The organism is Actinoallomurus acanthiterrae, assembly GCF_054775715.1.
Map to the genome: position 1 here is coordinate 1,072,944 of NZ_BAAHCO010000001.1, position 24,929 is coordinate 1,097,872.

25 protein-coding genes are annotated in these 24,929 nt (G+C 71.3%); 17 read left to right on the plus strand and 8 right to left on the minus strand.

Annotated elements, in window-relative coordinates:
* Nucleotides 1-128: 128 nt before the first annotated feature.
* On the minus strand, nucleotides 129-3,422 hold the full coding sequence (locus ACYVF7_RS05290; protein ID WP_460335701.1) for a S8 family peptidase: 3,294 nt from the start codon (nucleotides 3,420-3,422) through the stop codon (nucleotides 129-131).
* A 156-nt stretch (nucleotides 3,423-3,578) separates the two neighbouring features.
* Nucleotides 3,579-6,896 carry a S8 family serine peptidase gene (locus tag ACYVF7_RS05295; protein WP_460335703.1) on the minus strand — a complete coding sequence of 1,106 codons (3,318 nt, stop codon included), beginning with the start codon at nucleotides 6,894-6,896 and terminating at the stop codon, nucleotides 3,579-3,581.
* Between the two features lie 180 nt (nucleotides 6,897-7,076).
* Here ACYVF7_RS05295 and proC point away from each other — a divergent pair, with 180 nt between their 5' ends.
* On the plus strand, nucleotides 7,077-7,871 hold the full coding sequence (gene proC / locus ACYVF7_RS05300) for a pyrroline-5-carboxylate reductase (protein WP_460335706.1): 795 nt from the start codon (nucleotides 7,077-7,079) through the stop codon (nucleotides 7,869-7,871).
* Nucleotides 7,872-7,938: 67 nt separating this feature from the next.
* Complete coding sequence (locus tag ACYVF7_RS05305) at nucleotides 7,939-8,337, plus strand: hypothetical protein (protein ID WP_460335709.1); 399 nt, start codon at nucleotides 7,939-7,941, stop codon at nucleotides 8,335-8,337.
* Here ACYVF7_RS05305 and ACYVF7_RS05310 read toward each other — a convergent pair.
* Nucleotides 8,327-9,226 carry a DNA-3-methyladenine glycosylase family protein gene (locus tag ACYVF7_RS05310; RefSeq protein ID WP_460335712.1) on the minus strand — a complete coding sequence of 300 codons (900 nt, stop codon included), beginning with the start codon at nucleotides 9,224-9,226 and terminating at the stop codon, nucleotides 8,327-8,329. The genes ACYVF7_RS05305 and ACYVF7_RS05310 overlap by 11 nt on opposite strands.
* Before the next feature lie 346 nt (nucleotides 9,227-9,572).
* On the opposite strand from ACYVF7_RS05310, the gene trpS reads away from it, so the two are divergent.
* A complete protein-coding gene (gene trpS / locus ACYVF7_RS05315; RefSeq protein WP_460335715.1) occupies nucleotides 9,573-10,553 on the plus strand; it encodes a tryptophan--tRNA ligase in 981 nt (326 codons plus the stop codon).
* Between the two features lie 116 nt (nucleotides 10,554-10,669).
* Here trpS and ACYVF7_RS05320 read toward each other — a convergent pair whose 3' ends face one another.
* Nucleotides 10,670-11,455 carry an alpha/beta hydrolase gene (locus ACYVF7_RS05320; RefSeq protein ID WP_460335718.1) on the minus strand — a complete coding sequence of 262 codons (786 nt, stop codon included), beginning with the start codon at nucleotides 11,453-11,455 and terminating at the stop codon, nucleotides 10,670-10,672.
* Between the two features lie 346 nt (nucleotides 11,456-11,801).
* Here ACYVF7_RS05320 and ACYVF7_RS05325 point away from each other — a divergent pair, with 346 nt between their 5' ends.
* Both ACYVF7_RS05325 and ACYVF7_RS05330 read left to right on the plus strand, forming a co-directional pair.
* The gene (locus tag ACYVF7_RS05325; protein ID WP_460335721.1) at nucleotides 11,802-12,476 is read left to right on the plus strand and encodes a FadR/GntR family transcriptional regulator; all 675 of its coding nucleotides are present in this window, start codon (nucleotides 11,802-11,804) and stop codon (nucleotides 12,474-12,476) included.
* The gene (locus tag ACYVF7_RS05330) at nucleotides 12,473-13,657 is read left to right on the plus strand and encodes a CynX/NimT family MFS transporter (protein WP_460335724.1); all 1,185 of its coding nucleotides are present in this window, start codon (nucleotides 12,473-12,475) and stop codon (nucleotides 13,655-13,657) included. The genes ACYVF7_RS05325 and ACYVF7_RS05330 overlap by 4 nt, the downstream gene beginning before the upstream one ends.
* On the opposite strand, the gene ACYVF7_RS05335 is transcribed toward ACYVF7_RS05330, so the two are convergent.
* Genes ACYVF7_RS05335 through ACYVF7_RS05345 form a run of 3 tightly spaced genes read right to left on the minus strand, consistent with a single transcriptional unit; the run spans nucleotide 13,644 to nucleotide 15,316 of the window.
* On the minus strand, nucleotides 13,644-14,039 hold the full coding sequence (locus ACYVF7_RS05335; protein ID WP_460335727.1) for a CU044_5270 family protein: 396 nt from the start codon (nucleotides 14,037-14,039) through the stop codon (nucleotides 13,644-13,646). The genes ACYVF7_RS05330 and ACYVF7_RS05335 overlap by 14 nt on opposite strands.
* Nucleotides 13,990-14,721, minus strand: coding sequence for a hypothetical protein (locus tag ACYVF7_RS05340; RefSeq protein WP_460335730.1), 732 nt, complete (start codon nucleotides 14,719-14,721; stop codon nucleotides 13,990-13,992). The genes ACYVF7_RS05335 and ACYVF7_RS05340 overlap by 50 nt, the downstream gene beginning before the upstream one ends.
* Nucleotides 14,714-15,316, minus strand: coding sequence for an RNA polymerase sigma factor (locus ACYVF7_RS05345; protein WP_460335733.1), 603 nt, complete (start codon nucleotides 15,314-15,316; stop codon nucleotides 14,714-14,716). The genes ACYVF7_RS05340 and ACYVF7_RS05345 overlap by 8 nt, the downstream gene beginning before the upstream one ends.
* A 174-nt stretch (nucleotides 15,317-15,490) precedes the next feature.
* On the opposite strand from ACYVF7_RS05345, the gene ACYVF7_RS05350 reads away from it, so the two are divergent.
* A complete protein-coding gene (locus ACYVF7_RS05350; RefSeq protein WP_460335736.1) occupies nucleotides 15,491-15,952 on the plus strand; it encodes a zinc ribbon domain-containing protein in 462 nt (153 codons plus the stop codon).
* 77 nt (nucleotides 15,953-16,029) lie between these two features.
* Nucleotides 16,030-16,431: a hypothetical protein gene (locus ACYVF7_RS05355; RefSeq protein WP_460335739.1), complete on the plus strand. Its 402-nt coding sequence runs from the start codon at nucleotides 16,030-16,032 to the stop codon at nucleotides 16,429-16,431.
* Here ACYVF7_RS05355 and ACYVF7_RS05360 read toward each other — a convergent pair.
* Nucleotides 16,369-16,707, minus strand: a complete 339-nt coding sequence (locus tag ACYVF7_RS05360; RefSeq protein WP_460335742.1) for a DUF1272 domain-containing protein — start codon at nucleotides 16,705-16,707, stop codon at nucleotides 16,369-16,371. The genes ACYVF7_RS05355 and ACYVF7_RS05360 overlap by 63 nt on opposite strands.
* On the opposite strand from ACYVF7_RS05360, the gene ACYVF7_RS05365 reads away from it, so the two are divergent.
* The 10 genes from ACYVF7_RS05365 to ACYVF7_RS05410 all read left to right on the plus strand — a co-directional run bounded on the left by ACYVF7_RS05365 (nucleotide 16,604) and on the right by ACYVF7_RS05410 (nucleotide 24,879).
* A complete protein-coding gene (locus ACYVF7_RS05365) occupies nucleotides 16,604-17,767 on the plus strand; it encodes an acetoin utilization protein AcuC (RefSeq protein ID WP_460335745.1) in 1,164 nt (387 codons plus the stop codon). The genes ACYVF7_RS05360 and ACYVF7_RS05365 overlap by 104 nt on opposite strands.
* Complete coding sequence (locus ACYVF7_RS05370; RefSeq protein ID WP_460335748.1) at nucleotides 17,764-18,579, plus strand: phosphatase; 816 nt, start codon at nucleotides 17,764-17,766, stop codon at nucleotides 18,577-18,579. Before ACYVF7_RS05365 ends, ACYVF7_RS05370 begins: the two co-directional genes overlap by 4 nt.
* 108 nt (nucleotides 18,580-18,687) lie before the next feature.
* The gene (locus ACYVF7_RS05375) at nucleotides 18,688-18,891 is read left to right on the plus strand and encodes a helix-turn-helix domain-containing protein (protein ID WP_067466901.1); all 204 of its coding nucleotides are present in this window, start codon (nucleotides 18,688-18,690) and stop codon (nucleotides 18,889-18,891) included.
* A gap of 132 nt (nucleotides 18,892-19,023) precedes the next feature.
* Nucleotides 19,024-19,122 carry a 30S ribosomal protein bS22 gene (locus ACYVF7_RS05380; RefSeq protein WP_018654693.1) on the plus strand — a complete coding sequence of 33 codons (99 nt, stop codon included), beginning with the start codon at nucleotides 19,024-19,026 and terminating at the stop codon, nucleotides 19,120-19,122.
* Nucleotides 19,123-19,247: 125 nt separating this feature from the next.
* Nucleotides 19,248-20,210 carry an NAD-dependent epimerase/dehydratase family protein gene (locus ACYVF7_RS05385; RefSeq protein ID WP_460335754.1) on the plus strand — a complete coding sequence of 321 codons (963 nt, stop codon included), beginning with the start codon at nucleotides 19,248-19,250 and terminating at the stop codon, nucleotides 20,208-20,210.
* Between the two features lie 10 nt (nucleotides 20,211-20,220).
* Nucleotides 20,221-21,159 carry a lysophospholipid acyltransferase family protein gene (locus tag ACYVF7_RS05390; protein WP_460335757.1) on the plus strand — a complete coding sequence of 313 codons (939 nt, stop codon included), beginning with the start codon at nucleotides 20,221-20,223 and terminating at the stop codon, nucleotides 21,157-21,159.
* Between the two features lie 114 nt (nucleotides 21,160-21,273).
* Nucleotides 21,274-21,831: an RNA polymerase sigma factor gene (locus ACYVF7_RS05395; protein ID WP_460335760.1), complete on the plus strand. Its 558-nt coding sequence runs from the start codon at nucleotides 21,274-21,276 to the stop codon at nucleotides 21,829-21,831.
* On the plus strand, nucleotides 21,824-22,726 hold the full coding sequence (locus tag ACYVF7_RS05400; protein ID WP_460335763.1) for a CU044_5270 family protein: 903 nt from the start codon (nucleotides 21,824-21,826) through the stop codon (nucleotides 22,724-22,726). The genes ACYVF7_RS05395 and ACYVF7_RS05400 overlap by 8 nt, the downstream gene beginning before the upstream one ends.
* Nucleotides 22,723-23,862: a L,D-transpeptidase gene (locus tag ACYVF7_RS05405; RefSeq protein ID WP_460335767.1), complete on the plus strand. Its 1,140-nt coding sequence runs from the start codon at nucleotides 22,723-22,725 to the stop codon at nucleotides 23,860-23,862. Before ACYVF7_RS05400 ends, ACYVF7_RS05405 begins: the two co-directional genes overlap by 4 nt.
* A 45-nt stretch (nucleotides 23,863-23,907) precedes the next feature.
* Nucleotides 23,908-24,879 (plus strand): aldo/keto reductase, encoded by a 972-nt coding sequence (locus ACYVF7_RS05410; protein ID WP_460335770.1) that lies wholly within the window; start codon nucleotides 23,908-23,910, stop codon nucleotides 24,877-24,879.
* Nucleotides 24,880-24,929: the final 50 nt, after the last annotated feature.

The following is a 24,929-nucleotide window of genomic DNA, read 5'->3' on the forward strand; positions in this document are numbered from 1 at the left end:
GCTCAGGGGACAACGCGCACGGGAGGTGCGAGCCGGGGCGGTCCGCCGGACCCGGGCCCGAAGGCCCGGGCTCAGGACATACATGTCCCGATCTTTATTGCCCTTTCAGGCCGATCCCGTTCCCGCGATCAGCCGCCGGTGTAGGCGCGGACGACGGTCTGGTCGATCTTTCCGCCGCCGTTGTCGGTGGCCTGGACGCGCAGGGACACCGCCTGTCCCTTTCCGGCCTTGGGGAGTTTGGCGGTGTACTTCCCGTTGGTTCCCGTGACAGTGGCGGCCTGCCAGGTCTTGCCGTCGTCGAGGGAGGTCCACAGCTTCAGGCCGGTGGCCTTGGCAGCGGCGGCCCCCTTGACGCGGGCGACCGTGAAGGTCGCGGTGTCCCCGCTGGGACGGTTGAGCAGGTCCAGCGGCAGGGCGTAGTCCACGGTCAGCAGCGGCACCCGCTCCTCACCGGGCTTGGACCGGAACGTCCACGTCGTCGAGGTCTTCGACGACACGGGGAGCACCTTGGAAGCGTCCACGTCGTAGACGAGCCGGTAGGTGCCCGCCGCGGACGGCACACTGAAGTCGCCGTGCGAGTGCGTGGTGGATCCGGCGAGCTTCGCGCCGGCGTACAGCTTCATGGTGCGGGAGCTGACCTTGTACCAGTCCTCGTCGTCGGTCAGGCAGTCGAAGCCGTCCGGCAGGTTCTGCAGGTCGACCAGCTCGACGTGGATGTTCCCGCGGGCACGCGTGCTCGCGCCGGGGGCGCAGAAACTGGCCGTGGTCCCCGTCGCGGAGTACGGACCCGGCCGGAACGGCTGACGGACCCACGCGCTGGTGTAGGTCTTCCCGGCGGTGTACTGCCGGATCGGGACCTGCGTGACCCAGCTCGTCTCGCCGAGATCCGGCGGGAAGGCCTCGTCGAGCCACCGCACGCCCCCGACACCGGTGACGTAGTCGGTCCGCGTCGACCCGGCGGGGACCTGGCTCGATGCCTCGTTCACCAGGAAACCACCGGGGGAGACGCCGTACCGCTTCTCGCCGTCGGTCTTGGACGTGTCGCCGTTCAGGGCGCCGAACCGCTCGTTCACCCGCGCGAGGTCCTTCGCGGCGGCCGTGTAGTTCACCTCGGCCGGAACCTTGGTGCCGAGGTCCTGGAGAAGGTCGTAGACGGTCTTGCCCCCGTCGGTCAGCCGCGCGAAGGCGTACGCGCGGAGAGAGCCGGTCCGGACGCCGTCGACCGGCGTGCTGTAGACCGTCGGGGACCCGTCGAAGGCGATGACGCCGGTTCCCCAGACGGAGTCTCCGATATGGCGCTCGACCTGGAGTCCTTCGATGCCGCTCGGGTCGATCTTCGCGCCGGGGGCCGAGATCTGTACCGGCCGGGCCTTCGAGGCGTCCAGGGACAGCGTCGTGTCACCGTTCACGGTCAACTCGGCGTCTCCGGCGAACGCGGACCGTGTCTTGCCCTTCGTCGTGTCGTCCACCGTGCCGAGGACGGCGTAGTGACCGGCCGGGACCGTGAGCCGCGCGACGCCGTCGGTGGGGATCTCTACGCCGCCGTTGTAGAGATTCGAGTCGTCGAGGTTCACGACCCCGACGTTGCCGCCGAGCGCACCGTCGGGGGTGCCCGGGATGGGGGTGGCCTTCAGCGTCAGCGTGTGGGTCTCCGGCTCGGCGACCACGCCGACCGGGACCCGCAGCGCCACCCCGGTGGCCGTCGCTGTGACCGCGCCGCTGTAGCCCCCTGCCGTCGTCAGGTTGTGCGGGTCGAGCGTCAGCGTCACGGAGGCGGAGCCCCCGGCCGGGACGCTCACCGTCGCGGGCAGGCCGAGGCCCTTGACGGCCTTGCCGGTGGGGGAGGCCAGCCGGGCCGCGAGCTTGAGCGTGATGGCGGTGGACCCGGTGTTCGTCCAGCTCAGCCGCTGGGTGAGTGCCGTGGTCGACCCGTGCGGGACGGATCCGAACGCGACCGTCGGCTGGTCGCCGACCACGGTCGCCCGCGAGGCGGCGCCGATGTCGAGGCGGCCGCCGCCGACCTGGTAGACGGTGCCCGACGCCTGGTGCGCCGTGGTGACCAGCGCGGCCTTGAGCTGCGCCGGAGTCCAGGACGGGTGCTTCTGGAGGAGATCGGCGGCCGCTCCCGCGACGTGCGGCGTCGCCATGGAGGTGCCACTGGCCGAGGTGTACCGCGCGTCGATGACGTGCCCCATCGCGGTGCCCTTGGCGCGGGCGGCGACGATGTCCACGCCCGGCGCGGAGATCTCCGGTTTCATCATCGGGCCGCCGCGGCTGGAGAAGTCGGCGACCTTGTCGGCGCCGTCCACGGCTCCCACGGTCAGCGCGGACGGGGCGACGCCGGGCGACTCGATGCTGGCCGGGGTCGGGCCGTCGTTGCCGGCGGCGACCACGAACAGCGTCTTGTTCTTGGCGGTGAGAGTCTCGACGGCCTTGGCCGTCGGGTCGTTCGCCGGGTCGTCGGTGAAGCCACCCAGGCTCATGCTGACGATCCGCGCCTTGCCGGACGCCCACTCCATCCCGGCGATGACGTCGGAGTCCCGGCCGCCGCCGTCGTCGCCGAGCACCTTGCCGATCAGCAGGTTCGCGTCGGGGGCGACGCCCTTGCGCTCACCGTTCGCGGCCGCTCCGGTGCCCGCGATGGTCGCGGCGACGTGGGTGCCGTGCCCGAACCGGTCGACGGTGTCCTTGGCCTGGCTGAAGTTCTTCTGCTCGGCGATGCGGCCCTTGAGGTCGGGGTGGGTGGCGTCGATCCCGGTGTCGAGCACGGCGACCTTGACGCCCTTGCCGGTGGCGCCGGCCTTCCAGGCGGTGGGGGCGCCGATCTGGGCGAGGTTGTGGTCGAGCGCCTGGGCGTGGACCTTGCGGTCCAGCCAGACGCGCGTGACGTCTCCGGCCAGTGCGCTGCGCGCGAGCGCCGGTCCGTCGCCCTTGGGCTGGCGCACCGCGGTCGCGCCGATGCTGCTCAGGCTGCGGCGGCCGGCAGCGAGTGCCCGTACGCCGGCTCCGCCCCGCACGATGAGCGGGAGCGTGGTGGTCGCGGCGTCGTCGTCGCCATCGTCGATGAGGGCGGTGACGTCGAAGAGCGCCGGGTCGTACACCTTGCCGATCTTCGAGACGACGTCCTGCGGAATCACCCGGACGGTGCCGTCCGGCCGGATGTCCTTGACGAACGGCACCTTCTCGCGGCCGGTTCCCGGTTTCACGGAGACCAGCGGCGGGCCGTTCCTGACGGTGCGTACCTCGACGATGTCCCCGGTGACCAGCGTCACCTTCCAGGTCCGGCCGGCGGGAAGCCTCGGCTCCGCCGCCTTGGCGGACGTCGTGGTACGGGCGGCGGGCGCGGCGTGTGCGACGGCCGGAACCCCGGCGACCGCGGCACCGGCGAGGGTGATCGCCACGCCCGCTCTGAGTCTTCTCATTCGGCGACTCGATTCTCTTGGACAACACCGGTCACAGAGAATTGGTCGCAGGAGTCAGAATCTTTCCAATGAATTCGTGACGTGTCTGGACGGACGCTCCCGGTGATCTCTGGCGGTCGCCGGCGCAGTAGACGCGGCGACCGCCAGAGAAGCGGCTCAGCCGCCGGTGTAGGCGCGGATGATGGTCTGGTCGATCTTGCCGCCCCCGTTGTCGGTGGCCTGGACGCGCAGGGACACGCCCTGGTCCTTGCCGGCCTTGGGGAGCGTGCCGGTGTACTTGCCGTTTCCGGCGTAGGTGACGGTGGCGGGCTGCCAGGTCGTGCCGTCGTCGAGGGAGGTCCACAGCTTCAGGCCGGTGGCCTTGGCGGCGGCCGATCCCTTGACCCGGGCGACGGTGAAGGTAGCGGTGTCGCCGTCGGGGTGGTTGAGCAGGTCCAGCGGCAGGGCGTAGTCCACCGTCAGCAGCGGCACCCGCGTCTCGCCCGGCTTCGACCGGAACGTCCACGTCGTCGACGTCTTCCCCGACACCGGCAGCACCTTGGACGCGTCCAGGTCGTAGACGAGCTGGTAGGTGCCTGCCGTGGCCGGCACGGTGAAGTCGCCGTAGTAGTGCGTGGTCGTACCGGCGAGCGTCCCATTCGCGTACAGCTTCATCGTGCGCGTGCTGACGCCGTCCATGTCCCCCTGTACGCAGTCGAATCCGTCGATTCGGTCCTGCAGGTCGACGAGCTCGACGTGGATGTTCCCGCGCGCCCGTGTGGTCGGACCCGGGACGCACACGCTGGGGGTGACCCCGGTCGCGGAGTACGGGCCGGGCCGGATCGGCTGCCGGGCCCAGTCATCGGCGTACGACGAACCGGCGGAGTAGTGCCGGAGCGGCACCTGGGGGGCCCAGGAGTCGAGACCGGCGTTGTTCGGGGGCGCGGCCTCCTCCAGCCAGCCGATTCCCGTTTCGGCGCTGACATAGTCGGTACGGGCCGAGCCGGCGGCCACGTTCCCCGAGACCTCGGTGGTCAGGGCGCCCGCCGGGGTGACTCCGTAGCGCTTCTGCCAGACCGGCTTGGTCGTGTCGCCGCCGAGTGCGTGGAAGCGCTCGTCGACGCGGGCCAGGTCCTTCGGGTCCGCGGTGTAGTCGATCTTTTCGGGGACCCCGGAACCGATGCCGTGCAGGAGGTCGTACACGGTCTTGCCGTCGTCGCTCGACACCCGGGCGCCGACGTAGACCTGCAACGTCCCGGTCTGCGGGCTTTCAATCGGGTTGGTGTAGACGTTCGGAGAGATCGAGCTGTTAAGGGTGAGGATGTCGAAACCCCAGATGCCGTCGGGGGTGCCGCGTTCGGCGTGAACGAGCACGTCGGTCGCGTTCGACGCGCCGGGGGCGGCGATCTTCACCGGCTCGGCCTTCGAGGCGTCGAGCGCCACCGTGGTGTCCCGGTCGACGTTCACCTCGGCGGTGCCCACGAGCGCGGTGCGGTAAGCATTGGTCTTTCGATCCACGTACGAGTCGACGTTGCCGAGCACGGCGTAGCGGCCGGCCGCGACCTGCACGGTGGCGACACCCGACGCGTCGAAATCCGGAACCTGGCTGAAGTGGTTCGGGTCGTCGAGGTTGAGCACCCCCACGTACGCGGACCAGTCACCGTCGGCCGTTCCCGGGAAGGGTGTCGCCTTGAGGGTCAGGGTGTGGGTCTCCGGCTCGGCATAGGCCCCGACCGGGGTGTGGAGGGCGATGCCGCCGGCCTGCGCGGTGACCGTGCCGCTGTAGTAGCCGGCGGTCGTGAGACGGCCCGGGTTCAGGGTGAGCGTCGCGGAGGCGGTTCCGCCTGCCGGGACGGTCACCGAGGCGGGCACCTGGGCGGCACCGGAATCGCGGCCGGCGTGATCGGCGAGCGTGGCCGCCAGCCGTAGCTCGACCGGGGATGTGCCGGTGTTGGTCCAGCTGAGCTTCTTCGTGACGGCTTCGGTGGAGCCGTGGGCGATGTGACCGAACGCCACGCCGGAGTCGTCGGCGGTGACGGTGGCCGAGGTCGCGGCGGCGACGTCGAGCCGTCCGGCGCCGACCTGGTAGACGGTGCCCGGGACGGCGTGCGCGGTGGAGGTCAGTGCGGCCTTCAGCCGCGCGGACGTCCAGTCGGGGTGCTTCTGCAGCAGGTCGGCGGCCGCTCCGGCGACGTGCGGGGTGGCCATCGAGGTGCCGCTGGCGGCGGTGTACGTCGCGTCCACCGGGCTGCCCATCGTGGTGCCCGCCGCGCGGGCGGCCACGATGTCCACGCCGGGCGCGGCGATGTCGGGCTTCAGGAGAACGCCGCCGCGGCTGGAGAAGGAGGCGAGCGTGTCCTTCCCGTCCACGGCGCCGACGGTCAGCGCGGACGGCGCGATTCCGGGCGAGCCGATCGTGTTGTCGCCGTAGTCGCCGTCGTTGCCGGCCGCGACCACGAACAGCGTGCCGTACTGGGCGGTGAGGTCGTCGGCGGCCTTGGCCACCGGATCGCTGTCCGGATCGGGGGTGTCGTCGACCGAGCTTCCCAGGCTCATGCTGACGATCTTGGCCTTGGAAGCGCCCCACTCCATTCCCTTGATGACGTCCGACTCATAGCCCTGACCATCGTCGCCCAGGACCTTGCCGACCAGCAGCTGGGAATCGGGCGCGACGCCCTTGCGCTCGCCGTTCGCGGCGGCTCCGGTACCGGCGATCGTGGCGGCGACGTGGGTACCGTGCCCGAAGCGGTCGACGGTGTCGGTGCTGCCGGTGGCGAAGTTCTCCTGCTCGGCGATCTGGCCTTTCAGATCCGGGTGGGTGGCGTCGACGCCGGTGTCCAGGACGGCGACCTTGACGCCCTTCCCGGTCGCACCCGCCTTCCAGGCGGCCGGAGCGCCGATCTGGTCCAGGTTGCGGTCCAGCTTGCTGACCTTGACCTTGCGGTCCAGCCAGATGTGCTGGACGCCGGAGGCGAGCTTCCCGGAGGCGGTCAGCGCGGCCGGGCGCCTGCCCTTCGCCTGGCGTACGGCGGTCGCGTGGACGGCCTTCAGGTTACGACCCTCGCCATCGCCGCCCTGCACGATCAGCGGGAGGGTCGAACGAGAGGCGTCGTCGTTCCCCTCCTTGATCAACGTGGTGATGTTGAACAGCGCGGGATCGATCTTCTTGCCGATGAGCCGCCCGACGTCGGCCGGGATGACGCGGATCGTTCCGTCCGGCCGGATGTCCCGGACGAACGGCACGTTCGTCCGGCCCTTCCCCGGCTGGACGGACACCATCGGGAGGCGGTTCTTGACCGTATGGACCTGGACGGTGTCCCCGGTCAGCAGGGTCACCTTCCACGATCGGTCTGCGGGAAGCCTGGACGCGACCGTCTTCGCGGCGGCCGGGGACTTGGCGGCGGGGGTGGCGGGTGCGGCGTTCGCGGCGGCCGGGATTCCGGCGGCCGCCACGGCGGCGAGCGTGATCGTCACGCTCGCTCTCGGTCTTCTCATTCAGCGACTCGATTCCTCGGGGATCACACCTGTCGCAAGGGATTCACCCGAGGGCGTCGCATTCTTTCCGGATCTTGCCGGTTCTTTCGCTCCGTCGCGGAGTCCTCGCACCGCGTGTCCCCGCTCCGCCGAGTGCGGCGGCGCGCTCGGTACGCTTCTGGGAGACAGGAGGCTGCAAAGATGATCGCGATTCTCGGTGCCGGCAAGATGGGCGAGGCACTGCTGTCCGGGGTGCTCCGGGCCGGACGCAAGCCGTCCGAGCTGCTGGTCACGACGCGGCGGGAGGAGCGCGGGGCGCTGCTGCGCGAGAGCTACGGCGTCCAGGTCGTCACCAACGCCGAGGCCGCGGCGACCGCCGACACCCTCGTGCTGGCCGTCAAGCCGCAGGACATGGGCACGCTGCTCGCCGAGCTGAAGGACCACGTCCCGGCCGGGCGGCTGGTCATCTCCCTGGCGGCGGGCATCCCGACCGCGTTCATCGAGGAGCGGCTGCCAGAGGACGTCGCCGTCGTGCGCGTCATGTCCAACACGCCCGTCCACGTCGACGAGGCGATGAGCGTGATCTCCGCCGGCACGCACGCGGGCGAGGAGCACCTCAAGCTGACCGAGGAGCTGCTCACACCGGTCGGCAAGGTGCTGCGCATCCCCGAGTCACTGCAGGACGCCGCGACCGCGCTGTCCGGCAGCGGCCCCGCGTACTTCTACTACCTCGTCGAGGCGATGGTCGACGCGGGCATCCTGCTCGGCATGCCGCGCGCCGCCGCGCTCGAGATGGTGATCCAGTCGGCGGTGGGCGCGGCGATCATGCTGCGCGACTCCGGCGACCACCCGGTCATGCTGCGCGAGGCGGTCACCTCGCCCGCCGGGACGACGATCTCGGCCATCCGCGAGCTGGAACGCCACGGCGTCCGCGCCGCCGTCATCGAGGCGATCGAGGCCGCCCGCGACCGCGGCCGCGAGCTCGGCGCCGGCTGACCAGCGAGATCGGGACTTTTTACGCCGGGAATTGAACCGATCGGCCCCCGGGAACGGTGAATCAGGTATGGGCCTGATAATTCGCCTGCTCGTCGTCGCAGGACTCGCGGTCGACGCGATCGTTCACATCCACCTGGCCGGGGACATGGGATCCCGGGGCAGCGGCCTCACCGAGGGCACGCTGTTCTGGGTCCAGGGGGTCGTCGCCGCACTCGTCGCCGTCCTGGTGCTCATCCGCGCGACCCGCCTCACGTACGGGATCGCCTTCCTCGTCGCGGCCAGCGCGCTCGGCGCCGTGCTCCTTTATCGGTACGTCGACGTGGGGTCGCTCGGACCACTGCCGAACATGTACGAGCCGGTCTGGTACACCGAGAAGGTCGTCACGACGGCCGCGGAGGCCGTGGCGGCCGTCGCGGCGGCCCTCGGCCTCTGGCACGTCTCCGTACGGGAGCGCGTCAGCGGGTGATGCGGCGGCCCCGGGCGATCTCGGCCGTTTCCAGTTCGCGCCGGGCGCGCAGCAGCAGCCCCACCCACGACCGGTAGGGCCGCCAGGCCTCGGCGATCGCCGCGAGCCGCGCCGGGCTGGGGTCGTGCAGGCCGTACTCGTGCGCCATCTCGTCGTGGAGCCGGCGCTCCGAGGCGGGGAACACGTCGGGGTGCCCCGCGCCTCGGATGAGGATGAGCTCGGCGGAGAACAGCCCGATGCCGGGGACCCGCTGCAGCTCGACGAGGGCCTGGGCGGTCTCCATGGCCCGCAGCCGGCCGGCGTCGAGGTCGCCGTCGAGCGCGGCGCGGGCGATGCCGTGCAGCCGCTCGATCTTGACCGGCGGCAGCCCGGGCACGTCGGTCACGGTCAGCAGCCGCTCCGGCCCGGGGAAGCTCACGAGTCCGCCGACCCGGTCGCCGAGGCGCTCGGCCATGCGCTGCTTGATCGCGGCCGCCTGCACGATGCGGATGCGGTGCCCGATCACGCTCCAGCAGGCCGCCTCGTACGGCGAGTGGAACAGCACCGGCCGCAGCCCCGGATGCTCCTGCCGCAGCCGGGCGACGTGCGGGTCGTCGATCGCGGCGAAGCCGGTGCCGTCGACGTCGAGCGACAGGATGCGCCGGGCGTGCTCGGCGGCCGGGGCCAGGTCGTCGGGGTGCGCGTCGATCTCGGCGAGCACCGTGTCACCCTCCTGGCGGAGACGCACGCCCACGGGCCGCCACGACGGCGCGGCGGGGAAGGCCAGCGCGAGGGTGCCGCGGTGCCGTCCCGCGTCCGGCCGCCCGGCCGGCGTGAACCCCTCGAGGAACTGGATGCTCGCCGCCAGGTCGAACGGCCCTTGAACCGGCAGCGCGACTGTTTCCGTCATGCCGCGATGATCCCGCTGAGGTCGGACATTTTTCGCGGGCTCAACCGGCCCACGTGACGTGATGGACGATTACCACGCCGAGGTCGTCCCACGATTGCGCGCTCGTCGTCAGGTTGAAGGGTCCGAAGCGGCAAGGACGACATTCCTCGCTCATGCCTCGATGGCTGCACCGGCGTCCGGTGCTCCGGCGCGCTACACTGACCCCATGCGAGGACCGCTCAGCAACAACAGCAGCTGGTGGGCCGCCTGACGGCGGCCGATCCGACCTCGCGATCCATCCAACGGCCGCCGCCTCGGCGGCCGTTTCGCATGCGCCGGCGAGGCGGCTCTTCCCAGGGGAGTCACCGTGACCCGCGTCCTCAGCCTCTTCACCCCGTCCGGTCGCCCGACCCTCGGCAACCTGCTCGGCGCGCTGCGCCCGTCCGCACAGCGCCTAGGCCCGGACGCGTCCCGTACGGACCACGTGTACGGCATCTCCGACCTGCACGCCCTCACGACCCCGCATGACCCGGCGCTGCTGAACGAGCGGTCCCTGGAGCTGGCCGGACTGGCGATCGCCGCCGGGATCGACCCGGCGCGGTGCGTGTTCTTCCGGCAGAGCGCCGTCCCCGCGCACACCGAGCTGGCGTACCTCATGGAGAGCACCGCGTATTACGGCGAGATGCACCGGATGATCCAGTTCAAGGAGAAATCCGCGCGTCAGGAGGCCGTTCGCCTGTCGCTGCTCACCTATCCGACGCTGATGGCCGCGGACATCCTGCTCTACCAGGCGACCGACGTGCCGGTCGGCGCGGACCAGTCCCAGCACGTCGAGCTGACACGGGACCTGGCCGAGCGCTTCAACCGGCAGTACGGCCAGGTGTTCGCACTGCCGCGCGCGGTGCATCCGGCCGCGGCGGCCCGCGTCATGGACCTGGCCGATCCGTCGCGAAAGATGAGCAAGTCGGTCGAGGCCCCGGGAACGATCTACCTGCTCGACCCGGTCGACGTCGTACGGCGCAAGGTCATGCGGGCGGTCACCGACTCCGGCTCCGAGGTGACGTACGACCCGGAGGGCAAGCCCGGGGTGTCCAACCTGCTGAGCATCCTGTCCGCGTGCACGGACGTGCCGGTCGAGGAGCTGTCGTACGACTCGTACGGCGCGCTGAAGCGGGACACCGCGGACGCGGTGGTCGCGCTGCTCGAGCCGCTGCAGAAGGGGTACGCCGCCATCGTCGATGACCGTACGGGACTGGAGGCGGTGCTCCGTGCCGGGGCCGAGCAGGCCCGCGCCCTGGCCGAGCCGACGATCGCGGCGGCGAGGAGCGCCATCGGGCTGACCGCCTGAAGGGCGCCCGCCGCCCGGTCGCCAGGCGGGGAGGCGGCCGGACGGCGGACGGCGCGGGAGGCGGTCGCATGAGGGCGGCGGTCACGCGAGGGTGCGGCCGCGGGTGGGTGGTTGCGTCAGGCGGCTTCGGGGACCGAGCCGTGGTCGACGTGGCGGCGGATGAAGCCGGCGGCCTCCCGCATCGCGGCGTCGGCCTCCGGGAGCAGCCGGTTGAACATCTGGAAGACGTGCATCTGCCCGGGCCACACCTGCAGCTCGTAGTCGGCTCCGGCCTCGGCCAGCACCTCGGCGAACCGTTCCGCCTCGTCACGCAGCACCTCGATGCCGCCGACCTGGATGAGAAACGGCGGGAGGCCGGCGCTCGCGCAGTTGAGCAGGGACAGCCGCGGATCGCTCCAATCCCCGGATCCCACGTACAGCCGGCCGAATCGCGTCGCGACGGCCGGGACGATGAAGGGATCTTTGCGCAGCATCGGCGAGGTCATCGCCAGCTCGCCGGTCAGGTCGATCCAGGGGGAGAAGAGCACGACGCCGCCCGGCGCGGGCAGGTCCGTGCGGCAGGCCTCGCCGGTCAGGGCGGCCGCGAGATGCCCGCCTGAGGAGTCCCCCACGACGGTGATCCGCTCCGGGGGGAGGCCGCGCGCCAGCAGCAGCCGGTACGCGTCCAGCGCGTCCTCGAACGCCGCCGGGAACGGGTGCTCGGGCGCCTGCCGGTAGCGCGGCGCGAGCACGGGCATGCCCGTCTCCATCGCGAGCCGCGTGGTGATCACCCGGTGGGTGCGCGGGGAGCAGATCGCGTACGCCCCGCCGTGCAGGTAGAGGATCACGCCGTTCCGCGCATCGGCGCCGGGCGGGCGGAGCCACTCACCGCGGACCGCGCGCCGGATCTGGGGGATCTCCACGCACGGGTCGCTGAACGGCTCGACGCTGACGCGCGGGTCGGCTCGCAGGCAGTGGGAGCCCGCGCCCAGGAGGGTGCGCCACAGCCGGACGCCGCGGCCCGCCTTTGACGCGGCCGGAGAAAGGACGGATCCCCAGCCGGATGGCCGCGGCGAGAGCGCGGCTCTGCGAGCTGGGGACCCTTGCGAACGGGGGAAGTTCGGCGTCTTCGACAGTGGCCATCGCAACCGCCTCCCGGGCCAGAAGTCACCTACTTAGTTAGATGCCCCACAAGTTCGCTTCTTCACGTCACAAATGTGTAGAGTCGGACATCAGACGTCTGACATCTGGCAGGAGAGAGGTTCCGGCGTGTCGCTACAGCCGGTGCAACGCGGGTCGGCGGTCGAGGCCGTGCTCGACCAGATGCACGAACAGGTCGCCTCCGGCGCGTGGGCGGTCGGCGACCGGATCCCCGGCGAGCACGAGCTCTGCGCCGTGCTGGGGGTGAGCCGGCCCGCCGTCCGCGAGGCGATCCGTGCCCTCAGCCACGTCGGCGTGCTGGAGGTGCGCAGGGGTGACGGCACGTACGTGCGCAGCGCCGCCGACCCTCGTCCGCTGCTGCGGCGGGTCGAGCGGGCGTCGCTGCGCGACGTCTTCGAGGTCCAGTTCGCGTACGACGTCCAGGCGGCCAAGCTCGCGGCGGTGCGCCGCACCGAGGACGACCTGCGGCGTCTCGAGGAGCTCCTGCGCGACCGCGACGCCGCCGAGGACCCGGCCGTCTTCGGCGAGGCCGACTCCCGGTTCCACCTGGGCGTCGTCGAGGCGGCCGGCAACCCGCTGCTGGCCGAGGCGTTCCGGTTCTTCCGGCACCGGCTGCGCGAGTCGCTGAGCGCGCTCCGCGAGGACCGCGACCTGCCCGAGGCCGGTCCGGCCGCGCACCACGCCGTGCTGGAGGCGATCGCCGCGGGCGACGCCGAGGCGGCCGGCCGCGCGGCGGCCCGCGTCGTCGAACCGACCCTTCGCGCGCTGGAGGAAGTTCTGTGAGGCGTTACGCCGGGATCGCGCTGATCGTCCTTGTCGCGCTGAACTTGCGCCCGGCGATCGTCGCCGTCGGCCCGCTGCTCAGCCAGATCCAGGGCGACCTGCACCTGTCGAGTACGGCGGCGGGCGCGCTGACCACGCTGCCGCTGGTGTTCTTCGGCTCGTTCGGGCTGGTCCTTCCCCTGCTGCGACGCTCGCCGCGTGGGGAGCCCCTGCTGGTCGGCAGCATGCTCCTGCTCGTCGTCGCGCTGCTGGTGCGCGTGCTGCCCTCGCAGGTCGCGCTGTTCGGCGGGGCGCTCCTGGCCGGGATCGCGATCAGCGTCGGCAACATCGCCGTCCCGGCGATCATCAAGCGGGACCACCCGCAGAAGATCACGGCGGTCACGGCGATCTACACGATCGCGGTGACCTGTGGCGCGGCCGTCTCCTCGGCCGTGGCGGTGCCGGTCGAGCACGCCGCCGGGTCGACCTGGCGGCTGCCCCTCGCGCTGCTGGCCATCCCGGCGGCCGTGGCCGGGCTCGCCTGGCTGCCCCGCGCCCGGACCGCCGCCGCGGCGGTGCCGCCCGCCGCCGGGTCGCCGCAGGTCTGGCGCTCCGGGCTGGCCTGGCAGGTCACCGCGTTCATGGGGATCCAGTCGCTGGGGGCGTACGTCGTCTCCGGCTGGCTGCCGACCCTCTGCCAGGACCGCGGGCTGAGCGAGACCGCGGCCGGGTACGCCCTCGGCGTCACCAGCCTCCTGCAGGCCGTGGGCGCGCTGGCCGTGCCGGTGATCGAACGCCGGCTGCGCGACCAGCGGCCCCTCGTCCTGCTGACCGTCGGGCTGGGCATCGTCGGCTTCGCCGGCACCGCCTGGGCGCCGATCGGCTCGGTCTGGCTGTGGATCATCGTGCTCGGGCTGGGACAGGGAATGGGGTTCGCCACCGCCCTGTCGTTCATCGGCCTGCGCGCCCCCGACGCGCACGTCGCCGCCCAGCTGTCCGGGATGGCGCAGGGCGTCGGCTACGTGATCGCCGCCCTCGGCCCGCTCGCCATCGGCGCTCTGCACGACGCCACCCACGGTTGGACCGTTCCGTCCATCGTGATGCTGCTCGTGATGCTGGCCCTGGTGGCGCCCGGCCTCGGCGCCGGCCGTACCCGCACGATCGGCGCCGAGCCCGAGCCTGTCCTCGTCAGCCGCCGTTGACCTTCGGCGCGCTGTCGGCGATCCGGACGCTCAGCTGAGCGGTCGACTCCGTGACCGTCCCGACCGGTGCCTGCGCCTTCTTGGCGTCCACGACCACGGTCCGCTGACCGAGGAACGTGTAGGTCCGGCGGTCGAAGATGTACTCCGTCCGCTCGCCCAGCGCCGGCTCGACCCTGGCGACCGCCACGCCCGTACGGCCGGCGGCGTCTTCGGCCGACCCGACGGCCTCCGCCCCGGGAATGGTCGCGGCGGCCCGGAACAACGCCGCGCGCTGGGCGGCCGGCATGTACGCCTCCGTGAGCATCCCGCCGACGCGCGACCACGCCTCCAGGTCACCGTCGGCGGTCCCTGGCGTCAGACCCGTGTACAGGTGGGCCCGCATGCCCTTCGGGTCGGCGGGCAGCCGGGCTCAGGTACGCGTAGTCGGTCCGCAGGTACTCGGCTCGGTAGTCGAAGTCGCCCGCCCGCATCGGACCCGTCGTCCCGACCTCCTGCCGGGACTCGGGCGAGAGCGGCCAGTTCCCGTACTGCTTGGGCTGCAGGCCCTTCTCCTCCAGGACGCCGCCGGTGGACCGGCCGGACACGGGCAGCCAGATCGTCCGCCTGGCGCGCCTGAGGTAGCGGGAGTGACCGTGTTCCCTCGAATTCGACTCGGTGCCCTCCATGATCTGCGATTCGAAGACCAGGAACTGGCCGGGCCTCGGGTGCAGTTCACGCTGCCGGCTCGCCGCGTCGGCGGCGTGGCCGAGGGTCTGGACGACCGCGACCGGTACGGCCTGTGGCAGGTACGACGATCCCGGGCCGCGCGAATGCACCCCGGTGAGCGCGATACCGGCGACGGACGCGGCGGCCAGCCCGGTGGCGACACCGGCCACGAGAACGGGCCGGGTGCGGCCCCCGCCGACCGGGCGCATCAGGCGTCCCAGGACACCCGAGCCCCGCAGCCGCTCGGACCCCGGCGCGGCGATCTCGGCGAGCAGCCGCCGTTCCTCGCCCCGCAGCTCCGCCGGGGTGGGCGTCGGAATCTCCGACCCCATGAGGTTGAGCTGGGTCATCTCATCCACGATTGAGCTCCTCGCTGACAGAAGTGGGGTTGACGCCGCCGAGTTCCGCGCGCAGCTTCTTCCGGGCCCGGTTCACGCGGGAGCGCACCGTTCCGATCGGCACTCCGAGGGCCTGCGCCGCCTCCTGGTAACCGAGGTCGCCCCACGTCACCAGCAGCAGGGCGTTCCGGTGACCGGCGGGCAGTCTCCGCAGGGCGGCCGCCAGGCTCTTGCGCACGGCCACCGCGCTCACCCGCTCGTCCGCGCGATCCGTGAACGGTTCGGCGGCCGAATCGACCCCGGTCCGTTCGAGGGCACGCAGCCGCCGTACCTCGGTGCGCTGGTGCCGCCCGATCCGGTGCGTCGCGATGCCGTACAGCCACGGCCGCGCGCTCGGGCAGGTCAGGTCGTACCGCTCCCGCTGCCGGAACGCCGTCAAGAACGTCTCGGCCACCACGTCCTCCGCGGCGTCGGGACCCAGCCTCCGCGTGACGTACCGCTTGATCTCAGGGGCGTGCCGGCGGAACACCTCGGCGAACACTTCGGGCTCTCGCCGGGACCGCTCGATCACGGTGGCGTCATCGGCCTCCGTGGCGGTCCGGCTCATCTCGCTCATACTCCGGCCTCTCGGCGTCGGTCAGGACACCTTCTGTAGCCCGCTCGGACCGTCCCGGTTCCCGATCCGGGCAAGATCGCGTCATCCGTACCGCCCGAACCGGCGGGAACCGTTCGCCGACCGCTTGGCAACAAGTGCACGAGCGGGTGGACGGGTCGGTTCGCCGTTGAATTCGTGGAGTTGCGCACTGATATCGGTGCGCACTTGCGCGATCGGGTACGGCTCAGGCGGCACCAGCGGGCCACGCTCTCCTCCTGGCCGTTCCACCAGCTGGGCACCTTCCTCCAGTACAAGGCGTTGCGGGCCGGGGTGCCGTTCGTGGAAGTGGACCCGGCCTACACCTCCCAGGCATGTCCGGTGCCCTGGTGCGGGCACACCAAGCGGGCCAACCGGCCCGACCGGGATACCTTCCGTTGTCGTCGGTGTGGGTTCGCTGGCCCCGCCGACGTCATCGCCGCCATGAACATCCGGAAACGGGCGTGCGTGGTGTGGGCATTCGTCAGCATGCCCGTCCCTGACCCTGACTCCAGGGGGAGGGGAGATGCGACCCCGGCGCGACGGCCAGCCGTGACGGGGAGCGCGACAAGGTGTGAACGCCCGAGCCGCAAGCCCGGCCGTTCACGGCCAAGAAGCTGACCGACAGTTTCGACTACCTGGTCTCGCTCCGCACACGGACCCGATACGACCGGTCGGCTACGGCCTGCTTGATCCGGATGTCCGCGGTCCCCGAGATCGGCGGCGCGGAGCCGCCGGTCGTCCGCGCCTACGCGGGCGGCGGGGCGACCGGTGGGGTCGCCGAGCCCTGGGCCGGATGGCTCCGCGCCTACCAGGACCACGTCTTCCTGCGCGGCACCGTGCTCGCCGCGATCCTCGCCGCCGGTCTCTGCGGCGTGGTCCGCCGGAGGCGGGACGGGGCGCTGCCCTGGACGGTGGCCGCGTGCCTCCTCGTGGTGCCGCTCCTCACCACCGACTTCGACTACCGCTATGTGTTCCCGGCCGTGCCGTTCGCCTGCGTCACGGCGTCCCTGGCCATGGTCCGGCGGGCGAACGGCTCAGATCCGGGTGGGCCGGCGGACCAGTTCGCCGGCGCAGTTGGGGCATTTGTGGGCGAGTAGCCGGGTGCAGGACCCGCAGTACGAGCACTCGTAACTGCAGATGTAGGCCAGGCCGTTCTGATCAAGGGTTGCGGCGCAGCGCTCACACGCGCCGCGCATCTCGAGCGCCATGATCGCGCAGCGTACCGCTAGCGTTATGGACGAGCGGAGCGATCCCATTGATAGGGGAGGCATGCCGGTGAGTACCTCGTTTCGGGTCTTCTGGGACGACCGGCTCGTGTCGTACGACTTCGGGGCCGAGCACCCGCTGAACCCGGTCCGTGTCGAGCTGACCATGGCGCTCGCCCGCGACCTCGGCGTGTTCGACGCGCCCGGCGTGTCGGTCGAGGGGTTCGAGCCGGCCGACGACGCGCTGCTGACGCTCGTCCACGACCCGGCCTACATCGAGGCCGTACGGGCGGAGCGGCTCGATGTCGCGCGCGGGCTCGGGCTGGCCGACAACCCGGTCTTCTCCGGCATGCACGACGCGTCGGCGCTGGTGGCCGGGGCGTCCGTGGCGGCCGCGCGGGCGGTGTGGACCGGCGAGGCCGAGCACGCCGCCAACATCGCCGGCGGACTGCACCATGCCATGCACGGCGCGGCGTCCGGATTCTGCGTGTACAACGACCCGGCCATCGCCATCGCCTGGCTACTGGAGCAGGGCGCCGAGAAGGTCGCGTACGTGGACGTCGACGTCCACCACGGCGACGGCGTCCAGGCGGCCTTCTACGACGACCCGCGGGTGCTCACGATCAGCCTGCACGAGACGCCGCGCACGCTCTTCCCCGGCACCGGAACGCCCCAGGAGACCGGCGCGAAGGGCACGGCGGTCAACGTCGCCCTGCCGCCGGGCGCCGGCGACCGGCACTGGCTGCGCGCCTTCGACGCCGTCGTCCCGCCGCTGCTGCGGGAGTTCGCCCCGGAGATCCTGGTCACCCAGCAGGGCTGCGACAGCCACGAGCTCGATCCGCTGGCCCACCTGACGCTGAGCGTCGACGGGCAGCGCGCCGCGTACCAGGCCCTGCACCGGCTGGCCCACGAGACGGCCGGCGGGCGGTGGATGCTGACGGGCGGCGGCGGTTACGAGCTCGTCCACGTCGTCCCGCGCGCCTGGACCCACCTGCTGGCCGAGGCGTCGGGGCGGCCGATCACGCCCGACACGCCGACCCCGGAGCCATGGCGCGAGTTCGTCCGCGCCCGCACCGGGCGGCAGGCGCCCGAACGCATGACCGATGGAGCCGACACGGAGGTGCGAACGTGGGAGAGCGGGTACGACCCGGCGGATCCGGTGGACCGAGCGGTGATGGCGACGCGGCAGGCGGTGTTCCCGGAGCACGGCCTGGACCCGATGACGTGAGTCTCGCGGACCGGCCGGTGCCGACCCGTGACGAGTTGCGGGAGCACCTGGTCCGCACGCTCATCGCGGGGCCGGTCGCCACGCCGCGTCAGGGCAACCTCCTGCACTACCGGCGGATGGCGGCGCGCAAGCCGTACTACCTGTTCGGTCTCGAACTGGAGAACGACTGGACGTTCGATGAGATCTTCGCGCTGATGGTGAAGAAGTGCGGGATCGATCCGGACCCGTCGCATCTGTACGGGGACGACACGATCGACCCGGACCTCACCATCGACGCCCTGGACGCCATGGCCGGGCGGCTCAGGGAGGCGGCGGAGCGCCGGGAGACGGTGCTGCTGGCCACCGGGCATCCGGCGGGGCTGCTGCCGGTGTACCTCGCGGTGGGCCGGGCGCTGCGGGCGCATGGCTGCCGGGTCCTGACGCCCGCGGCGGGCTGGGCGTACGACGTGGAGACGCCGCGCGGGACGGAGCGGCGGCAGATCCGCTACATCGAGGGCGTCGCGGCGCTGAGCGGCGGCGCGTCGCTGCACCATACGCATGATCCGCACCCGATGCGCGCGATTTTGGGAGAACTTTCCGAGGCCGCCGGGCCCTGGCCGGATCTGGCCATCGCGGACCACGGATGGGCCGGGGCGGCCTGCCAGGCGGGCATCGACACGGTCGGCTTCGCCGACTGTAATGATCCCGCCCTGTTCGCGGGGGAGGCGGAGGGGAAGGTGCACACTGTGGTACCGCTGGACGACAACGTGCTCCCGCATCACTACACGCCGCTCACTGTGTATCTTTTGACACATTCGAGCCCGATTGATTGAACTCCCCTCTTGCGACTCGCGATTCACGATTTACGCTGGAGGAAAGTACACGGCCGTGATCAAAGTCACCCAAAGGTCTGACGCGCGGCGTGTGGAAGAGGGCGTCCGATGAGCTCAGGCGAGCGACCTCTGAGCGAGGTCAGGTTTCTGACTGTGGCCGAGGTGGCGTCGGTGATGCGGGTGTCCAAGATGACCGTATACCGCCTCGTTCACTCGGGAGAACTACCGGCGATTCGCGTGGGACGATCGTTCCGCGTACCAGAACAGGCTGTCCACGACTATCTGCGGGACGCATACATCGAAGCGGGCTGACGCTCTGCCGTCGCGGCATGGCGGCGGCCCGCGACCGATCGGCGTCGAGGCGGCGGTACCCTTGGGCACCGGGCTCTGTGCCCGCCAAGGGTGCTGTCGCCCGTCTCCTGCTGATCACTGAGTGAGGGTTCCGTGGGCTCTGTCATCAAGAAGCGTCGTAAGCGCATGGCCAAGAAGAAGCACCGTAAGCTGCTGAAGAAGACGCGCATCCAGCGTCGCAACAAGAAGTAACGCAGCCGTCCACGGATGGGGGGACACCGGTGCCTACGACGCGTCCCTCCGCGAGCGCAGCGTCAGGCCCCGGCGCGAGCCGGGTGGTCCTGGTCACGGGCGTGTCCCGGTGGCTGGGAGCACGGGTGGCCGACGCACTGCAGGCCGAGCCGAGCATCGAGCGGGTCATCGGTGTCGACACCGTGCCGCCCGCGGCGCCTCTCGGGCGCACCGAGTTCGTCCGGGTCGACATCCGCACGCCGAGCATCGCCAAGGTCATAGATTCGGCGCGGGTGGACACGGTCGTGCACCTCAACCTGGTGACCATGACCGCCGCCGCGCGGATGACGACCAAGGAAGTCAACGTCATCGGCACGATGCAGCTGCTGGCCGCCTGCCAGCGGTCGGCGGCCATGCGCAAGATCGTGGTGCGCTCGTCCGCGGCGGTGTACGGCTCGTCGCCTCGCGACCCGGCCGTGTTCACCGAGCGGGACGAGCCGGTGGCCCCGCCGACGCACGGCTACGCCAAGGACGCCGTCGAGGTCGAGGGGTACGTCCGCGGCCTGGCCCGGCGCCGCTCCGACCTGACGGTCTCCGTGCTGCGCTTCGCGAACTTCCTCGGTCCCAACGTCGACAATCCACTCAGCCGCTACTTCCACATGCCGGTGGTGGCGACGGTGTTCGGCTACGACCCGCGCCTGCAGTTCATCCACGAGGACGACGGGGTCGAGATCCTGCGCCGGATGGCCGTGGAGGACCATCCCGGTTGCTTCAACGCGGCCGGCGACGGTGTCGTGCTGCTCTCCCAGGCTCTGCGCCGGGCCGGGCGGACCATGATGCCGCTCCCGGCGCCCGCCGTGCAGACGCTCGGCGACGTCGGCCGCCGGTTCGGCGGGCTGAAGGGTTTCTCGCCCGAGATGCTGCGCTGGCTGACGTACGGTCGGGTGATCGACACGACCCGGCTGACGAACGAGCTCTCCTGGCGGCCCAAGTACAGCTCCGAAGAGGCCTTCGCGGATTTCGCCGATTCGCAGGGGCTCGGCCGCAGCCTCCCGACGGAAATCTTTGACCTGGTCACCGGCGGGGTAGGGGGCCTCAACAGGAGGTGACCGCAATCTGATGTCCGAGGAAGCGAGAGCGGAGATGCGCCACGAGGCCGAGGTGATCCCGCTCCACGGCGACAAAGGTGCCGACCAGCACCGCGCCACCGAGTCGCCCGGAGAGCTCGAGCAGAAGATCGCGGGGGCGCTCCGGTTCGTGCGTCACCGGCTGAGCGGCGACTACCAGGTCGACGAGTTCGGCTTCGACCCGGAGCTGAACGACCGCATGCTGATGCCGCTGGCCCGGCAGCTGTACGAGCGGTGGTTCCGCGCCGAGATGCTCGGGCTGGAGAACGTCCCCGACGAGGGTCCCGCCCTGGTCGTCGGCAACCACTCCGGCACGCTGCCGCTGGACGGCGTCATGCTGCAGGTCGGGCTGCACGACCACCACCCGGCAAAGCGCAACCTGCGCCTCCTCGGCGCCGACCTCGTCTACCAGATCCCGGTGCTGGCCCACCTGGCCCGCAAGAGCGGGCACACGCTGGCCTGCCAGGCCGACGCCGCGCGCCTGCTGGCGAAGCGCGAGCTGGTCGGGGTGTTCCCCGAAGGCTTCAAGGGCGTCGGCAAGCCGTACAGCCAGCGGTACAAGCTTCAGCGGTTCGGCCGGGGCGGATTCGTCGCCACCGCGCTGCGCGCCCAGGTGCCGATCATCCCCGCCGCGATCGTCGGCGCGGAGGAGATCTACCCGAAGATCGCCGACCTGCGGCCGATCGCCCGGCTCTTCGGCCTCCCGTACTTCCCGATCACGCCGACCTGGCCGATGTTCGGGCCGCTCGGCCTGATGCCGCTGCCCTCGAAGTGGATCATCGCGTTCGGCGAGCCGATCATGACGGACGAGTACGACCCCGAGCAGGCCGACGACCACATGACCGTGCTCAACCTGACCGACCAGGTCCGCGAGACGATCCAGAACATGCTGTACGACCTGCTCCGCCGCCGCGCCTCGATCTTCTTCTGACCGGCGGCCGGCGGGACCGGCGCGAAAAAACTCGGAACAAAGATCATCTGTTCGGGCAATCAATACCGTACGCCCGCCTGAGCAGAAGAGTTCCATGAGAAACACGAGTCGCCGGTGATCGCGGCGGTGTCCGACGACGCCGAAGTGATCAGTGCCTCCGCCACTGACCCTGAGCGGTTCACCGAGCTTTTTCACCGGTACGCCCCCGAGATCCACCGCTACATCGCGAGCCGGCTCGGCCCGGACGCGGCCGACGACCTGATGGCCGAGACGTTCCTGCAGGCCTTCCGGCAGCGCGACCGGTACGACGCGGCGCGCGCGGGAGTGCGTCCCTGGCTGTACGGGATCGCCACCAAGCTGATCAGCCGGCAGCGCCGGTCCGAGCTGCGGTTCTACAAGGCCATCGCGCGCACCGGCGTCGACCCGGCCGTCGAGTCGCCCATGGATCGGGCGACCGACCGGCTGTCCGCCGAGGGCATGCGCGGCGATCTCGCGGCGGCGCTGACCCGGCTCAACCAGGGCGAGCGGGACGTGCTCGTCCTGGTCGCCGCCGGCGGCCTCGGATACGAGGAGATCGCGCAGGCCCTGGGCGTGGCGGTGGGGACCGTCTCCTCTCGCCTCAACCGGGCCAGGGCGAAGATGCGAGCGGCGCTGGAGGCCCACAGTGGATGAGCTGGAGACCCTCGAGCGCAGGTACGACCGCATCGGCCCGCCCCGGCAGGAGGCCCTGGACGCCGCCGAGGCGCGCCTGCGCGACGCCGTACGGGCGGAGCGCCGGCCTGTCCGGCGAGGGCGCAGAATCGCGCTGCGGTTCGCCGCCGCGGCGATGGGCACCGCCGCGATCGCGACGGCCCTGACGTGGAGCCAGGACGAGGACCCCGCACGTCGGCCGGTCGCCAAAGCGGCGGAGCTGGCCAGGCAGGCCGAGACCCGCTCGCGGAGCGAACCGGTCGTCACCGTACGGCCGCACCAGTGGTCGTACGTGAAGACGATGATGCGCGACCGAGACGGCGAACGGCCGGTGACCGAGTCCTGGATCCGCATGGACGGGAAGCGGGCGCCGGGGGTCCATCGGCTTCCCGCCCCGAGCGCGATGGTGCTGGCGGAACTGCCGGATCGACCGGACGCGGCCCTCGCGCGGCTCTACACGGAGGTCGACCGGCTCAAGAAGCTGCCTCCCGATCGGGACCGCGCGACCGTGTACGAGTCCGGGATCGCCAACGCGCCGCGCGACCGGGCGGTGTTCCGCTTGGCGGAGCTGCTGCTTCAGGACTACTACGTGCCGCCACGCGTCCAGGCCACGCTGTACGGAGCGCTGTCCCGGGTTCCGGGCGTCGGCGTGCTGCCGGACGCGATGGACGCGGCCGACCGCCACGGCGTCGCCCTGTCCGTCGTCGCAGGCGCGCTACGGACCGAGCTCATCCTCGACCGCCGCACCTACCGCTACCTCGGTACCCGCGACGTCTTCATCGGTGACGGCACGGCCCGGCCTACGAGGCCCAGAACCCTTTTCTGGACGGCGCAGCTGTCGGCCGCGCTCGTCGAACGATCCGGAGACCGTACGTGAAGATCCTTCGTCTGACCGTGATCGCCGCACTCGTCCTGGCGGCCGGCTGCTCGACCAGTGACGCCGGAACGAACGGCCGGGACGGCACCGGCGCCCCGGACGCCACCGTGCGGATCAGCGCCGCCGGCGGCAAGGTCCGCCCGGACCAAGGCGTCACGGTCACCGTGTCCGGCGGCACGCTCACCTCCGTCACCGGCGTCTCCGGGCAGTTCACCGCCGACCGCACCTCCTGGAAGACGACCTGGACCTTGAAACCGGGCGCCTCGTACACGGTGACGGCGACGGCCCGGAATCCCAAGGGCAAGGTCACCGCGGTGACGAGGACCTTCCGTACGGCCCGGCCGCCGCACACGCTGGGCATCGCGAGCGTCACGCCGGCCGCGGGCGAGAAGGTCGGCGTCGGGATGCCGATCATCGTCGACTTCACCGGCCCGGTCGCGAACCGCGCCAACGTCGAGAAGGCACTCGAGGTCAGGGCCGCCAAGGGTGATGAGGGGGCGTGGAGCTGGGTGTCGGACCGGCGGGTCGTCTACCGCACCCACAAGTACTGGCACCCACACCAGGCGATCGGCTTCACCGCCCACCTGGCGGGCGTACGCGCGGCCAAGGACACGTACGGCGTGCGTGACGTCACGCGCTCCTTCACCGTCGGGGCCTCGAACGTCACCGTGGCGAACGCGAAGACCCACTACATGACCGTGAACCACGACGGCACGGTGAAGAAGTTCAAGATCAGTGCTGGTAAGGGCGACAGGCCGGACACCATCACGACCAACGGAATCCACCTCACCAGGGAGAAGGAGCGGGTCACCACGATGACGGCGACCTGCCAGGGGCAGCCGGGTTGCGACAACTACAAGGAGGAGGTCCACCTGGCGGTGCGGATCACGTGGGGCGGCGAGTACGTGCACCAGAGCGTCAACCAGTACTACTACCTCGGCAGGCAGAACGCCAGCCACGGGTGCGTCCGCACCACCCCCGAAGGCGCCCGCTACTTCTTCGACATCTCTCAGCTCGGTGACATCGTCGATGTCACCGGGACAACGCGGAGATTCGCCGACGAGCCGTACGCCGAGGACTGGAAGTTCTGGACGCGGTCGTGGACGCGATGGCTGGCCGGCAGCGCGTTGCGCTGACCGCGGTTTGACTTAGAGCGCACTCTAAGGGGCAGTCTGGTCGCCATGGAGAAGAGAAGACTGGGCACGCAGGGACTCGAAGTGTCGGCGCTCGGCCTGGGCTGCATGGGCATGACCTGGGCGTACGGTCAGGGCGACGACGACGAGTCCATCGCCACGATCCACCGGGCGCTGGAGCTCGGCTGTGACTTCTTCGACACGGCCGAGATCTACGGCCCCTGGACCAACGAGGAGCTCGTGGGCCGGGCGCTCCGGGGCCGCCGCGACGAGGCGATCATCGCCACGAAGTTCGGCTGGGACATCGGCGAGGACCGCGAGCGCCGCGGTCTGAACAGCCGCCCCGAGCACATCAAGCAGGTGCTCGAGCAGCAGCTGCGGCGTCTCGGCACCGACCACGTCGACCTGCTCTACCAGCACCGCGTCGACCCGGAGGTGCCGATCGAGGACGTCGCCGGCGCCGTCGGCGAGCTGGTCCAGGAGGGCAAGGTCCGCTTCTTCGGCCTGTCCGAGGCGGGTGCGGAGACGATCCGCCGGGCCCACGCCGCGTTCCCCGTGTCGGCCCTGCAGTCGGAGTACTCGCTGTGGGAGCGGGCCCTGGACGACGAGATCCTGCCGGCCGTCCGGGAGCTCGGCATCGGCCTCGTGCCGTACTCGCCGCTCGGCCGCGGCTTCCTGACCGGCGAGGTGCGCCGGGCCGAGGAGTACGGGGAGGACGACTACCGTCGCAACGACCCGCGCTTCCAGGGCGCCAACTACGACGCCAACGTCAAGGCCGCCGAGGCCGTCCGGGAGATGGCCGCGAGCAAGGGCGTGACGGCGGCGCAGCTGGCCCTGGCCTGGCTGCTGCACCAGGGACAGGACGTCGCGCCGATCCCCGGCACCAAGCGGCGTGCGAGGCTCGAGGAGAACCTCGCCGCGGCCGAGATCAAGCTCAGCGAGGCGGAGCTGAAGGAGCTGGAGCTGCCCGTCGCCGGCGCCCGCTACCCGGAACAGATGATGCGCCTCAGCGGCCGCTGAGCGGACGCGTCAGGCCCGTCGGGAGGCGCTTCCGGGCGTTCCCCCGGCGG